Below are 14474 nucleotides of genomic sequence, written 5' to 3'. Positions count from 1 at the left end.
AGGGCCGCTTCCAGATCATTGACGTGTGCGGCATGATGGACCCCATCACCAAGTACACCCACCAGTTCGCCTCGGCCGACAACATCCCGGCGCGCATGCGCGAAGCCTTCCGCCTGGCCGAAGAAGAGAAGCCGGGTGCGGTCCACCTGGAGCTGCCGGAAGATATCGCCGCCGAGCAGACCGACGCACTGCCGATCCCGCGCAGCCTGCACCGTCGCCCCCTGGCCGAGCACAAAGCCATCGAAGCGGCCGTGGAAAAGCTGCAGAACGCCCGTAACCCGATCCTGGTGATCGGCGCTGGCGCCAACCGCAAGATGACCGCCAAGGTCCTCAAGCAGCTGATCGACAAGACCGGCATCCCGTTCATCACCACGCAGATGGGTAAAGGCGTGGTCGACGAGCGTCACCCGCGCTTCCTCGGCAACGCCGCGCTGTCGTCCGGCGATTTTGTACATCGTGCGGTTGAGGCGGCCGACCTGATCGTCAACATCGGCCACGACGTGATCGAGAAGCCGCCGTTCTTCATGGTCCGCGGTGGCACCGAAGTCATCCACATCAACTTCCGCTCGGCCGAAGTCGATGCCGTGTACTTCCCGCAGGTGGAAGTGATCGGCGACATCGCCAACGCCGTGTGGCAGATCAGCGAAGCCCTGAACGACACTTCGCACTGGGACTTCACCCGCTTGCTGGCCATCCGTGAGGCCAACGAAGCGCAGATCGCCGAAGGCGGCGACGACGACCGCTTCCCGGTGTACCCACAGCGGCTGGTGGCCGACATCCGTCGCGTACTGCCGTCCGAAGGCATCGTTGCCCTGGACAACGGCATCTACAAGATCTGGTTCGCCCGCAACTACAAGGCGCACAAGCCCAATACCGTGCTGCTGGACAACGCCCTGGCGACCATGGGCGCCGGCCTGCCATCGGCAATGGCCGCGCACCTGGTGCACCCGGACCGCCCGGTGATCTCGGTATGTGGCGACGGCGGCTTCATGATGAACAGCCAGGAGCTGGAAACTGCAGTGCGCCTGAACATGCACATCACCGTGGTGATCCTGCGTGACGATGGCTACGGCATGATCCGCTGGAAACAGGCCAACATGGGCTTCACCGATTTCGGCCTGGACTACGGCAACCCGGACTTCGTCAAATACGCCGAAGCGTACGGTGCCAACGGCCACCGCGTGGAAAGCGCCGAAGGCCTGCTGCCGCTGCTGGAACACTGCATCAAGACCCCAGGCGTGCACGTGATCGACTGCCCGGTCGACTACAGCGAGAACGACCGCATCCTCAACAGTGAGCTACGCGAGCGCGCGCTGGCGGTATAAGCCCCCTGCCAACAGCGCTGCCCCTGGTGGGAGGCGCTGTCGGCTCGCGGTTATGTCCCGCAGGTTGGCTGTACATATCGACCCCCTGCCATAAGGCATATTTAATCACCCTCAGGTCTCCCATTTTTTGGAGAGCCCGAGTACATGACCATCGGAACGACGCACAACCATCCCGCAGACTTGGCCATCGAACCAACGCCACCTGCCCACCCTTGGGCTGCACGCTTCCCCAACCCTCCAGATCTCTGCTTCGATTACCGCCGCTTGCTCGAGCAAGAAGGAGGTATTGCACGCGCCACCCAGCCAGGCCACCGGATCTGTATCATCGGCGCCGGTGTGACCGGGTTGACTGCTGCGCGTGAATTGCTGCGGTGTGGCTTCACACGTATCACGGTAATCGAGCAATCCCGTCGCGTGGGTGGGCGGCACCTTACGGTGGCAAACCAGTCAGGAAACCACAAGCAACCATCAACCCCGTTCGAAATGGGAGCGATGCGGATGCCTTTTTTCAACAGGACTGGAGAGCCCCCGAAAGCAGGCCGCTCTCTGATGGCCTATTACGCTAATTTGTTCGAACTGCGGATTTCCGACTTCCCTAACCCTGGCACCCCTTGGGTGAATGCAACCGGGATTTATCTGCGTGAGGGGCAATTGGAAGGGGAGGCCACCCCAAGCCTGCTGATCTGGCGCAATCCCGAAGGGAACACTCCGCCGCCGACTGCCTTGTTGCAACAGGTTTACGCCAAATGGCACCGTTTTGCCGAGCAGTTCGCCGAGCGGGTCGCCGCCGTCTACGGTTCGGAAAGTTGGCAATCAATGTGGTCGGCCATCGTCGAACGCTATCACCGGGTGTCATTCAGAGAGCTTGTGCAGTTGCCGGCGCTGGCGGCATGGAGCCCTGAAAACCCGGGGAATTTTGGCGGTTTAGGCATGAGTGCCGAGGAGTCGGCCATCTTCTATGCGATTGGCATCGGTGACGGCAGCTGGGGCGCGTTCTACGACGTTTGCTGCCTCTATCCGCTACGCACGGCAATCTTTGGTTTCAGCAGCCACTTGCAGTTGGTGCACGGCCGGGTTGATGACGCTGGCGTACCCTACGCTGCACCGCATCTTGATGCCAGCAAGGTCCCTGACAGCAAAGGCCTCATGTTCCAGGCCCCTGCGTATCTGGGCATCGCGGCGATGGACGAAAGCCTCATGTTTCTGGATATCGGGATGGGCGATGGTTCGCTGTATGACCACCTCTTGCAACGCGAGGACGGGCTACTGACGGACAGCTCTGTAACTATGCTGCACAAGCTCGAAGATGGCCGTATCCGGGTCGGGTACAGTTGGCAATGCAGTGACCCGATACTAGCGCAACCCTGTCATCAGGATTTCGACAGCGTAATCCTCACTACCCCCTCCTGGCTAATCGAAACCAACATCCATCTTGAAGGTTTCAGCCGCCAGGTATTACCTCAATCCATCATGGATGCCTGGAAGCATGCTCATTGGGAAACCAGTTGCAAGGTCTACGCACCGCTGAAGAAAAGCTTCCTCGACCGCCATTCAACGATCCCGCAGATTCTCGTCACCGACAGTTTCGTTCATGACGTCTATGCCTACCGCTACAACGACCACTACCCTGATGATTGCATTCTGCTCAGTTACACCTGGGAGGACGATGCCACCAAACTGGCAGCATTTTCCGATGAGGAATTGGCCAACAAATGCGTGAAGGAACTCGATCGGATCCTTCTCCGCTGCAGCAATATAGGTGAGGCCATATCGCCTTACATCGATACTCGAAACATCCGCATACAACGCTGGATCACGGATAAAAATGCATTGGGCTGTGCAAAGCTGTATCGCGCAGGGACCTATTATGAGGCGATAAGCCTGATGAAATACAACCGCGAGCTCAGTGAGCTGTCGGGGCTGTATCTGGCTGGAGAGTCCTTCTCTGTTGATGCTGGCTGGACCGAGCCGTGCCTGCGAACCGCAGTCGATGTCGTCATCAACCTCTGTAGTCGCACCTCGGCGCAGTTCCTGGGTGGCTTCACCCTGGAGCATTATCCGCAATATCAGGTTAACAACTAACGCGGATGTAGGCAGAGCCCTACTGCATCCCGTCCCTTTTCCTACAGGCTTGTGGGAGTGTCCCGACTGTCACTCCCCGGTCGATCCCCGCTCTACTGGCGTCCTTCCAAAACAACCATAAGAAGGAAGCCACCATGTCTGAACACGGCACCCCAGTCAGCCCCGTACGTATTGCTGTCATCCAGTATGACCCTCAGGTCGGGCTTGAGCACTGCGTTGGTAACCTAGGCAGAGGGCTGGCACTGGCCCGGCGCGCGGTATGCGAAGGGGCCAATCTGATCGTGCTGCCCGAGCTGGCCAATACCGGATACACCTTCCACACCCGAGCTGAGGCCTATGCCCATGCCGAGACGCTGCGCGACGGCCCCAGCCTCAACGCCTGGGCGGACTTTGCCAGCGAGCACAAGGTGTTCCTGGCCGCAGGATTTGCCGAGCGTGACGGGCTGAAGCTCTATGACAGTGCGGTCCTGTTCGGCCCCCAGGGCCTGCTTGGGCATTACCGCAAGGCCCACTTGTGGAACCAGGAAAAGCTCTGGTTCACCCCTGGTGATCTGGGTTTCCCCGTGTTCGAGACGCCGATTGGCCGCATCGGCCTGTTGATCTGCTGGGATATCTGGTTCCCGGAGGTACCGCGGCTGATGGCCGCACAGGGCGCCGACATCATCTGCAGCCTGAACAACTGGGTATGGACACCGCCCCCTCTGTTCGACGAAGCAGGTCGCTGCATGGCGTCCTACCTGACCATGACCGCAGCACACGTCAACAACGTCTACATTGCCGCCGCCAACCGCATCGGCACGGAGCGGGGTGGACGCTTCCTGGGCTGTTCACTGATCGCTGGAACCAATGGTTGGCCCATTGGTGAAGTGGCCGGCCCAGAGGAGGAAAGCATCTTGTATGCCGATGTCGACCTCAGCATTGCGCGTTCGGCACCGATCTGGAACACCCTCAACGATCTACCCCGTGATCGGCGCACTGACCTCTACGATGCGGCGCTTGGCTATCGCTTGCATTCACCGATGCCGCGCTGAGGAGTCGCCGATGAAAACGCTACGCTTCTCGAACCGGCAACGTTCGCCGGCGTTGATATTCGCCTGCCTTTTGGTGCTGTTGGTGGTGAGCCTGGCCCATGGCCAATGGCCGGACTATGGGCAACTCGCGGCGACGCTTGATCAGCCGCTGAGCCGCCTGCGCTGGATAGTCGGCGATATCAGCGAAGTGGCGTTCTACAAGCACGAGCTGCCTGCCCTGGGCTTGCTGCTAGGTGCTTGCCTGGCACACTGGGCCTATGTGCGCGGATACCGTTGGCAGGGTTTTGCCATTTGCTACGGCAGCGGCTTGTGGCCATGGGTGTTCACCAGCTCATTGCTGGGCCTGCTGCTGAGCCACGCATTGTGGGGATGGACCTTGGCCAGTGGTGCCTGGCAACCGACCTTCGTTGCCTTCGTGTCATTGCCGGCAGCCATGGTGCTGCTGTTTGGTGCAGGCTGGCGGGTGACGATAACCGGCGCCCTGCTGGGCGCGTTGCTGGTAACGCCAGCCAGCCTTTTGATGGTCAACTACCTGTGCTATCCCTTGCAGCTGCCGGCGGTGATCGGCAACGTGAGCGGCATGGCGCTGGCAAGCCTTGTGGCATTCCTGTTGTGCAAGTGTTTTCCCTCATGGGTAAGGCCCTGTCACGCGCCGGCCCCATCCGAGCCCGTCGCTGTACAGGCTGATTACGGCGTGGTCTGGACCTTGCGCCGCGTGCTGGCTGACTTCAGCGAAGCGCCATTTTACGGGAATGAACTGGCCAGCCTAGGCTTGCTGCTGGGCGCGTTCCTGGCCTATATGCTCGCTCCGTCAGCGGCGGCGTATGGTTCGCTGCTGTTGCTGCCAATGATCGCCGGGCAGGCACTGGCGTCACTGGTCGGGGTCGTGTTCTGGCGACGCCAGTGGCAGGCGCGTGGGTGGTATCCCACTTACATTCCAATTGTCTCGATCGTCCCGGCAGCGGTGCTTGCCCACGGTGGCAGCTGGCAGGTGGTTGTCGCCAGTGCAGTGCTTGGCGCGCTGGTAGCTCCGCCGCTGGCAGTGGCCATTACCCAGCGCTTGCCGGCCTCTATGCACGGCTATATCGGCAATGTGCTGTCGATGGCCATCAGTACCCTGGGGATCGTGCCGCTGGTTGGGGTGCTTGCCGGAGGTGGGGTATGAATGGGGGAGTGCCACTGCCCAGGCTCTCGATCGGTAGCCTGGGTGGCACGGTGAGCATGCAGGCAGCTGCTCCGGGACGCGCTGTGCGACCAACGCTTGGCTGCGATGAGCAACTGGCCAAGGTCCCGCAATTGCGCCATATGGCTGATGTTGAAGTCGCCACACTGGGCCTGCTTCCCAGTGCCTCGTTGGGCTTTGCGGCGCTGCTCGACGTGCTGGCCTGGGCCCGCAGTGAAGTGGAGCGGGGCGCGCAGGGTGTAATCCTTACCCAAGGTACCGACACCTTGGAGGAAACCGCTTATTTTCTTGATCTACTGTGGCCGTTCGATGTTCCGTTGGTGATGACCGGTGCCATGCGCGCGGCCAGCCAGCCGGGCAATGACGGCCCCGCCAACCTGCTGAGTGCGGCACAGGTTGCGCTGGCACAAGGCAGCCGTGGACGTGGTGTGCTGGTAGTGATGAATGATCAGGTCCACTGTGCAGCCAAGGTTCGCAAGACGGCCAGCCTGGCGCTGGCCGCTTTCGAGTCGCCTGGCTGCGGCCGCGTGGGCGATGTTGTGGAGGGCGCAGTGGTTTATCGCCAACCGCCAGGCTTGCGCGATGTGTTGCCGCTGCCCCATCGAATCGAGCACCGCGTTGCTTTGCTGGAAGTGTGCCTGGACGCGGATACGGCCCTGTTGCAAGCCGTAGCACCCTTGGGCTACGAGGGGCTGGTCATCGCAGCGTTCGGCGCAGGGCATGTTTCCGGCAGCTGGGCCGCGCTGCTGGATCAGCTCGCATCTGCCTTGCCGGTGATCGTTGCCACCCGCACCGGCAGTGGTTCGACCGCCCGAGCCACCTACGAGTTTGCCGGAGCCGAGATCGATCTGCAGCGCAAGGGGGTGCACATGGCCGGGCAGCTCTGCCCGCGCAAGTGCCGCATTCTGTTGTGGTTACTGCTGGGTACCGGTGAGCAAACGGCACTGCAAAGCTGGTTGTCTCAGTAACGAATCTGCCCGCGTAGCGACCGCCGCGGGCAGCTCTTGAGGCACTGCTGTGCTAGTGTGCACACACTTTTGCTTTCCAGGATGTCCATCCATGCTTCCCCTTCTCAGCGAAAAAGAACTCGTCCGCCTCGAGGACCTGCTGATCACTTACGGCAATGACTATTCGGTGCTCAACCTGGCCGAGCTCAATGGCTTTTTCACCGCGCTGGCCAGCTCGCCGATTACCGTCACCCCTGAACATTGGTTGCCAGCGGTAGCCGGTGGCAAGGTGCCGAAGTTCAAGAAGCCTGCACATGAAGAGGCCTATACCGCGTTGATGCTGCGCTATGCCAGCCAGGTGGCGGAACAGTTGAGCGACGACGTCGATCACTTCGAGCCGTTGTTCGAGGAAAACGAAGGCGAGCAGGGCAGCGTTATCGTCATGGAGGAATGGTGCTTCGGCTACATGCGCGGTACCCAGATCGCTGGCTGGACCGAACTGCCGCCTGAGCAGGACCAACTGCTCAAGGCTATCTCGCTGCATGGATTGGAAGACAACTTCGAATTGCTTGACCAGATGAGCGAAGAAGATATCCAGGCCTGCGTGCCGCAGGTGGTCGAGGCCGCGCGTGAGCTGTTCCGGTATTTCAACAAGCTGCACTGATTTGGCATGCCTATTGGCCCTACCGCCGTCTTGCCGGCGATAGGGCGGTGTAGACTGGACGATTATTCCGCTCAGCGAAATTATGGTTTCCCCTGCGCACGGATTCTGCTGCCAGCCGAACCGGTGCAGGATGTGCTCCATCAGCCCAACCCGGCGCTGACCAGGAGCCAAGCCCATGTCGAACCCGATCAAGCTCTACAACTTTCCCAAGTCCGGCCACGCCCACCGCATCGAGCTGATGCTCTCGCTGCTGAACCTGCCTGCCGAACTGGTGTTCGTCGACCTGGCCAAAGGGGCGCACAAGCAGCCCGACTTTCTGGCCCTCAACCCGTTCGGCCAGGTTCCGGTAATTGATGACAACGGCATTGTGATTGCCGATTCCAATGCGATTCTGGTGTACCTGGCGAAAAAGTACGACAACGGCACCTGGCTGCCCGAGGAACCTGCCGCAGCCGCTCGCGTGCAGCGCTGGCTGTCGATCGCTGCCGGCCCGCTGGCTTTCGGCCCTGCCGCCGCACGCCTGGTCACGGTGTTCGGAGCCGCGTTCAATACCGACGAAGTGATCGCCCGTGCCCACACCCTGCTCAAGGTGATCGACGCCGAGCTGGCCAAGGCCCCCTTCCTGGCTGGCAGCAGCCCGACCATTGCCGACATCGCCAACTACTCGTACATCGCCCACGCTCCCGAAGGCAATGTGTCGCTGGAGCCCTATGCCAACGTGCGCAGCTGGCTGGCGCGGATCGAAGCGCTACCAGGCTTCGTGCCCATGCCGCGTACCGTGATCGGGCTGCAAACCAGCGCCTGACACCCTGCCATCGGGAGGACCGCCGCCATGCAACAGCACTCGGACCACCGCCCCTCGCCCTGGCATGCCGGCGAGAAGACCCTCCAGGAAAAGGTGGGTGTAGCAGAGCGCATGGAGGCGTTCGGGCAAAAGGTCATTCGTGACTTCATGCCCGACCAGCACCGCATTTTCTATCATCAACTGCCGTTCATGATCGCTGCCAGCGTGGACGCTGACGGCCACCCTTGGGCAACCCTGCTGGAAGGCCCGGAGGGGTTCGTCAGTTCGCCTGATCCTCGTCAGCTGACGATCGATACCACGTTGCCTGCAGATGACCCTGCCACCCCGGGGCTGGCCTCCGGGCAGGCGATCGGCCTGCTGGGTATCGAGCTGCATACTCGCCGGCGCAACCGTATCAACGGGCAGATCCGCCAGGCTGCGGGCGGGCAATTGCAGGTGATGGTAGAGCAGGCGTTCGGCAACTGCCCGCAATACATCCAGCTGCGTGACTACACCCGCGTCGATGAGCCCCGCCAGGCACGTGTCGACGCGAGCACACTGGACGCCGCGACAGTCAGCATGATCCAGGCGGCCGATACCTTTTTCGTCGCCAGCTACGTCGAGCACAGCGACGGCCAGCGTTCGGTGGATGTCTCCCACCGCGGCGGCCGGCCCGGGTTCGTCAAGGTAGAAGGCAACCGCCTGACCATTCCCGACTATGCCGGCAACCTGCACTTCAACACCCTGGGCAACTTGTTGGTAAACCCGCAGGCAGGCTTGCTGTTCATCGATTTCCACAACGGCAACGTGCTGCAGCTCGGCGGCCGTACCGAGGTGCTGCTGGACAGCCCGGTAACCCAGGCGTTCGAAGGCGCCGAGCGGTTATGGACATTGCAGGTCGAACAGGTGGTGTGGCGCCCGACTGCCGTTTCGCTGCGCTGGGGGTTCAAGGGGTATGCGCCCACCAGCCTGACGACCGGTACCTGGTCCGAGGCCGCAGCGCGTATCCAGCAACGTCAGCAACAGCGCCAGTGGCAGGCCTGGCAAGTGTTGCGGGTGGAGCAGGAGAGCCGCGATATTCGCTCGTTCTACCTTGAGCCACCGGCCGGCAGCAACGTGGCTTTTGCGCCGGGGCAGCATGTTCCCGTGCAGATCCAGCCTGACGGTGGGGCTGCCTTGATCCGCACCTATAGTTTGTCCAGCGCGCCTGCCGACGGCTACCTGCGCATCAGCGTCAAGGCCCAGGGCCCGGCGTCGCGGTACCTGCATGAGCGCGTTGTGGCGGGTGATGTGCTGAACGTACGCGCGCCGATGGGCAGCTTCACCCTCGATCGGCAGAGTACCCGGCCGCTGGTACTGATCGGCGCGGGCGTCGGTATCACGCCGTTACTGGCCATGCTGCGCGAGCAGCTGAGCAGCGGCCCGGCACGGCGTATTCACCTTTTCCATGGCGCCCGCAGCCTGGCCGACTTGCCGTTCCGTCAGGAACTGACAGCTTTGCAGCAACAGGCCGCTGGCATGCTGCACGTGCACCGTGCCCTGAGCCAGCCGGAAAGCCATGCGGTGGTGGGGCGTGATCATGAGTTCGTCGGGCGGCTGGGCATCGAGCAGGTCAAGGCGACGCTGGCGCTGGACGACTACGATTTCTACCTGTGTGGCCCGGGTAGTTTTACCCAGGACCTGTATGAAGGGCTGCGCGGGGTGCATGTGCCGGATGCACGGATCCACGCGGAAGCCTTTGGCCCATCGACGCTACGACGGCATACCGACGGCGCCCAGCCGGCGTTGCAGCAGCCGCCTGCTGCCAGCGAGCCGGTGCCGGTGTATTTTGCGGCTTCGGCCAAAGAGGCGCGTTGGGCGCCCGGCAGCGGTACGCTGCTGGAGCTGGCAGAAGCGCGCGGGTTGGCGCCGGAATTCAGTTGCCGGGGCGGGTCATGTGGAACGTGCAAGACCAGGCTGGTGAGTGGCCAGGTGCATTACCCGAACCCGCCGGCAGAGATGCCGGATGCCGGGACCGTGTTGATCTGCTGTGCTGTGCCGGCGCGGATGGAGGAGGGCGGGCAGGCGTTGGTGCTGGATGCCTGATTCGCCTGCCCGCGAACAGGCCAGGCCAGACAACCCCAAAAGCCCAAATAAAAGATAATCTGCGCACTTCATAGCCCCGAGGCCCGCATGGACCAGATCCACCTGATGAAGGTGTTCGTCGCCGTCGGCGAACTGGAAAGCTTCGCCGCCGCTGCCCGCCGCCTGGACATCTCCCCCGCAGCGGTGACCCGCGCCGTCAGCGCCCTGGAAGATCAACTGGGGGTCAAGCTGTTGCTGCGCACCACCCGCAGCGTTCGCCTGACCGAGGCGGGCAGCCGTTACCTGGAAGACACCCGGCATATCCTTGCCAGCATCCACGAAGCCAACGAAGCGGCCGCCGGTATCAACGCCACACCCAAAGGGGAACTTGCAGTCACCGCCCCGATCCTGTTCGGCAAGAAGTTCGTCATGCCCTGCATCGTGCGCTATCTGCAGCAGTTCCCCGAGGTCGATGTGTCTGCCTACTTTCTAGACCGGGTGGTGAATATGGTCGAAGAGGGCATGGATGTGGCCGTGCGCATTGGCCCGTTGCCTGACTCCGGGCTGAAAGCACTGCGGGTGGGCAGGGTGCGACGGATGCTGTGTGCGTCCCCAGACTACCTGGCCCGCCATGGCATGCCCACGCACCCCTCGGACCTGGCAGGGCATGCGGTGATCGGCACCACCAACCTGTCGCCACGCGCCGGCTGGCGTTTTGGGGTGACCGATGAGCCGACCTTGGTGCGCATGAAGCCGCGGTTGACCGTGACCAGCAACGATGGGGCGATCGCTGCCGCCAGCGACGGGCTGGGGATCGCCCGCCTGCTGTCTTACCAGGTGGCAGACGAGCTGGCCAGCGGGCAGCTTCAAGTGATCCTGGCCGAGTATGAAGAAGCACCATGGCCGATTCATGTGCTGCACCGGGAGAGCAAGTATGGCTCGGCCAAGGTCAGGGCCTTCATCGATATGCTCGCCCAGACCCTGCGCGCACAGCAGCTGAATTGAGATCGTACAACAACAGCAAAAACATCTCGAAACAATAAGTGTTGTACGATGACCTATGACGTGGCAAGCTTCCGCCTGAAACAATTTGTCGCATATGGCCACTGCCGGCATAAGCGCGAATCACCCGCAACTCTAAAAACAAAAATTCAGGTGAACCATGAAGATGAAAGGCATCCGTTGGTGGATGGTCAGCCTTGTCACGGCTGGACTCGTCGTCAATTACCTCGCCCGCAATACCCTCTCGGTGGCCGCGCCCACCCTGATGACCGATCTTTCCATCAGTACCGAGCAATACGCCAAGATCGTTGCTAGCTGGCAGATCTGCTACGCCCTCATGCAGCCGATAGCGGGCTGGTTCATCGACTTCATCGGCACCAAGCTGGGCTTTGCCGTGTTTGCCATGGCCTGGTCACTGGCCTGCGCCGGCGCGGCGCTGGCCACGGGCTGGCAGAGCATGGCGTTCATGCGCGGGCTGTTGGGCATGACCGAGGCCGCCGGCCTGCCAGCCGGGGTCAAGGCCACCACCGAGTGGTTCCCGGCCAAGGAGCGTTCGGTGGCGATCGGCTGGTTCAACATTGGCTCGTCGCTCGGCGCCTTGCTGGCGCCGCCGCTGGTGGTGTGGGCGATCCTGCACAGCGGCTGGCAGCTGGCATTCGTCATCGTCGGGGCATCGGGCATCGTCTGGACCCTGCTGTGGATGCTGTTGTACAAGCACCCGCGCGACCAGAAGCGCTTGAGCGACCAGGAGCGCGACTACATCCTGGCCGGGCAGGAGGCGCACTTTCAGCAGGACACCCGTGAGAAAGGCGCGTGGAAACGCATCTTCAAGACCCGCAACTTCTACGCCATCGCTTCGGCGCGAATCCTTTCCGAGCCGGCCTGGCAAACTTTCAACGCGTGGATCCCGCTGTACCTGATGACCGAGCGGCACATGAATATCAAGGAAGTGGCGATGTTCGCCTGGCTGCCGTTCCTGGCTGCCGACATCGGCTGCGTGCTGGGGGGCTACCTGAGCCCGCTGTTCCACCGCTACTTCAAGGTGTCGCTGTTCACCTCGCGCAAGATGGTGCTGGTGTTTGGCGCCAGCTGCATGATCGGCCCGGCCTGCATCGGCTTGGTGGAAAGCCCGTATACGGCGATTCTGTTGCTGTGCATCGGCGGCTTTGCTCACCAGACGTTGTCGGGTGCGCTGTACTCGATCACCTCTGACTCGTTCAGCAAGGATCAGGTGGCGACTGCCACCGGCATGGGCGGCATGTGTGGGTACCTGGGGGCGGCGGTGTTTACTCTGGTGTTCGGCATTCTGGTGACGCAGGTTGGCTACAGCCCGCTGTTCGTGGTGCTGGCGGCGTTCGATATCGTGGCGGCGGTGCTGGTGTGGAAGGTGGCGCGGGAGGTGTGTGGGGTTGCTGCATCTGGCAAGCCGATGGCGACGTCGACCGAGGCGCTCGCTTAAAGCGTCAGATTTTGGGGCCGCAAAGCGGCCCCACCCCAGGCGAAACGGTTACAACGCTCGATATTGCATCCGGAACCCCAGGCTCATCGCTTCCCCTCGCTGCAACAACCGCAGCCCGGGCCGCCCCGGCAGGTGATGGGCATTGACCGGATGGCTAACCGGCTCGAAGCAGAAAAAGCCCTGTCCTTGCGGGCAGAACAGCAAAAAGTGTTCAGCCCCGCTGGCGCTGCATGCCAGCCGATAGCCTGCACTGGGTTGTTCGATCAAGCATTCTCCTGCCCAGCCACTGAAGGCATGATCAACCACGGTTTCGGGCAACCGGCCCATGGTCTGAAAACGCCACTGCTCGGGGATCTCGGCCTGGTACGACGGCAACCGCCCATCTTCGGCCAGCCATACCCTGCGCGCCGCTGCATAAAGCTTGGTATCGGGATATCGAGGGAAGTAGGGGTGCAGCCCCAACCCATACCAGGTGGCTGGCTCATCCAGGTGCGTCACGTGCAGGTCCAGGTTCAGGCAGCCCTCATGCAGATGCACATCCAGTGTGGCGTGGTAGGCAAATGGCACCTTACTGTCCAGCGTCAGGCGTGCACGCCGTTCACTGTGGTGCTCCACCTGCCATGCCTGCTGCCAGGCACTGCCATGAATGGGGTAGGGGTCATGCCCGGTGTTCGGCGTCAAGGCCTGCCACCCCTCGGGGCGGGCAAAACCACCTTCGGCAATACGGTTGGACCACGGCGCCAGCGGATAACAGCCCAGGCGTCGTGGCGTACCGCTGGCCAGTGCGGCCGGGTCGGAATGGCGCAGCAGCGCCTGCCCGGTCGCACTCACTTCCCAGTTCACCAGGCTGGCGCCCAGCTCCGGGGCCAGGCTCAGGCGGGTCAGGCGGTCCTGCAGGTGCAGTTCGGTCACAGCCATTCAAGGCTCCTTTGAAAAGTCAGCTGGCCCGGCGGTAGGTAAGCAGCACGATGCCGCACACCACCACGGCGCCGCCGATTAGTTGCAGAGGGCTCAGTTGCTGGTCGAGCAAAGCCCAGCCCAGCAGCAGGGTGGCGATAGGTTCGACGTTCATCACCGGTGCGTTCTGCGCCATGTTCAGCCGTGGCACGCAGACGAACAGCAAGGTGAAGGCCAGGCCATACAGCACCACCAGGCTGGCCAGCGCCAGCCAGCCGCTGCTGCTGCCCGGCAGTGACAGACCGGACGGCATCACCCCGCTGAAGCCGGCTACCAGCATGCTGGAGAACACGATCAGCAATGTCAGCAGGCTGCGCACTGGCCCGCGCACACCGGCCAGTTTGTGGTCGGTGATCCACAACGCGCAGGCGAAGGCGCAGGCGGCGCCGAAGGCCAGGCTGACGCCCAGCGCCCAGTGCGGGTTGGCTGCGCCACTGTCGGCCAGGCGCGCCGGCACATCCAGCGCCAGTACCAGGCCACACAGGATCAGCCCCATGAACAGCACGGTGCGGCCGGTCGGGCGGGCGCCGCCCAGTGCCCAGGTCAGCAGGGCCAACAGCATCGGGAAGGTGTTGCCCACCAGCAGCGCCAAGGCCACCGGAATGCGCGCTACTGCCGAGTACAGGCACAGGCTCTGGGCGGCGATCAACAGGCCCAGTACCAACTGCCAGTGGCGGGTACCGGCGGGCAGGCCCAGTGCCTGGCGCTGCCATAGCAGGAGGCAGGCCAGCACCAGCAAGGTGATGCCCGAGCGGCAGAGGATTGCCAGCAACACCCCGGTACCGTCATCGAAGGCGATGCGTGCGGCGATGTGGTTGCCGGCAAATGAGCAGGCCAGCAGCGCCAGCAGGGCGATTGCCAGTTTGCGCGGGAACAGGGTTGCAGCAGAGGAGGGGACAGCCATGTGCAGGATCCATTTGCAGGTTTCGCGTAGGGGGCTGCTTTGCAGCCCATCGCCGGCGAGCCAGCTCCCACA

Annotated in this window: 12 protein-coding genes; 10 read left to right on the top strand and 2 right to left on the bottom strand. The window is 62.5% G+C overall.

What is annotated here, in order from left to right; translation table 11 throughout:
• From HP546_RS15100 to HP546_RS15055, 10 genes are all read left to right on the top strand, one after another.
• Positions 1 to 1325 (top strand): acetolactate synthase large subunit (locus tag HP546_RS15100; RefSeq protein WP_172226825.1); only part of this gene is annotated, 1325 nt, incomplete at its 5' end.
• A 144-nt stretch (positions 1326 to 1469) separates the two neighbouring features.
• Complete coding sequence (locus tag HP546_RS15095) at positions 1470 to 3407, top strand: FAD-dependent oxidoreductase (RefSeq protein ID WP_172226822.1); 1938 nt, start codon at positions 1470 to 1472, stop codon at positions 3405 to 3407.
• A gap of 134 nt (positions 3408 to 3541) precedes the next feature.
• Entirely contained in the window at positions 3542 to 4438 is an 897-nt protein-coding gene (locus HP546_RS15090) for a nitrilase family protein (RefSeq protein ID WP_172226819.1), read from the top strand.
• 10 nt (positions 4439 to 4448) lie between these two features.
• Positions 4449 to 5603 carry a hypothetical protein gene (locus tag HP546_RS15085; protein WP_172226816.1) on the top strand — a complete coding sequence of 385 codons (1155 nt, stop codon included), beginning with the start codon at positions 4449 to 4451 and terminating at the stop codon, positions 5601 to 5603.
• Positions 5600 to 6589 carry an asparaginase gene (locus HP546_RS15080; RefSeq protein WP_172226813.1) on the top strand — a complete coding sequence of 330 codons (990 nt, stop codon included), beginning with the start codon at positions 5600 to 5602 and terminating at the stop codon, positions 6587 to 6589. Before HP546_RS15085 ends, HP546_RS15080 begins: the two co-directional genes overlap by 4 nt.
• 91 nt (positions 6590 to 6680) lie before the next feature.
• The gene (locus HP546_RS15075; RefSeq protein WP_172226810.1) at positions 6681 to 7232 is read left to right on the top strand and encodes a UPF0149 family protein; all 552 of its coding nucleotides are present in this window, start codon (positions 6681 to 6683) and stop codon (positions 7230 to 7232) included.
• Between the two features lie 175 nt (positions 7233 to 7407).
• Entirely contained in the window at positions 7408 to 8037 is a 630-nt protein-coding gene (locus HP546_RS15070; RefSeq protein WP_172226807.1) for a glutathione S-transferase family protein, read from the top strand.
• A gap of 27 nt (positions 8038 to 8064) precedes the next feature.
• Positions 8065 to 10101 (top strand): pyridoxamine 5'-phosphate oxidase family protein, encoded by a 2037-nt coding sequence (locus HP546_RS15065; protein ID WP_172226804.1) that lies wholly within the window; start codon positions 8065 to 8067, stop codon positions 10099 to 10101.
• An 87-nt stretch (positions 10102 to 10188) separates the two neighbouring features.
• Entirely contained in the window at positions 10189 to 11085 is an 897-nt protein-coding gene (locus HP546_RS15060) for a LysR family transcriptional regulator (protein WP_172226801.1), read from the top strand.
• 157 nt (positions 11086 to 11242) lie between these two features.
• Entirely contained in the window at positions 11243 to 12541 is a 1299-nt protein-coding gene (locus HP546_RS15055; RefSeq protein ID WP_172226798.1) for an MFS transporter, read from the top strand.
• Between the two features lie 48 nt (positions 12542 to 12589).
• On the opposite strand, the gene HP546_RS15050 is transcribed toward HP546_RS15055, so the two are convergent.
• Complete coding sequence (locus HP546_RS15050; RefSeq protein ID WP_172226795.1) at positions 12590 to 13459, bottom strand: aldose 1-epimerase; 870 nt, start codon at positions 13457 to 13459, stop codon at positions 12590 to 12592.
• A gap of 19 nt (positions 13460 to 13478) precedes the next feature.
• Positions 13479 to 14402, bottom strand: a complete 924-nt coding sequence (locus HP546_RS15045; protein WP_172226792.1) for an EamA family transporter — start codon at positions 14400 to 14402, stop codon at positions 13479 to 13481.
• Between the last annotated feature and the right edge of the window lie 72 nt (positions 14403 to 14474).

The sequence above is a fragment of the Pseudomonas sp. CM25 genome (assembly GCF_013179705.1).
Taxonomy (GTDB): domain Bacteria; phylum Pseudomonadota; class Gammaproteobacteria; order Pseudomonadales; family Pseudomonadaceae; genus Aquipseudomonas.
This window is presented reverse-complemented; position numbering and strand designations above follow the sequence as displayed.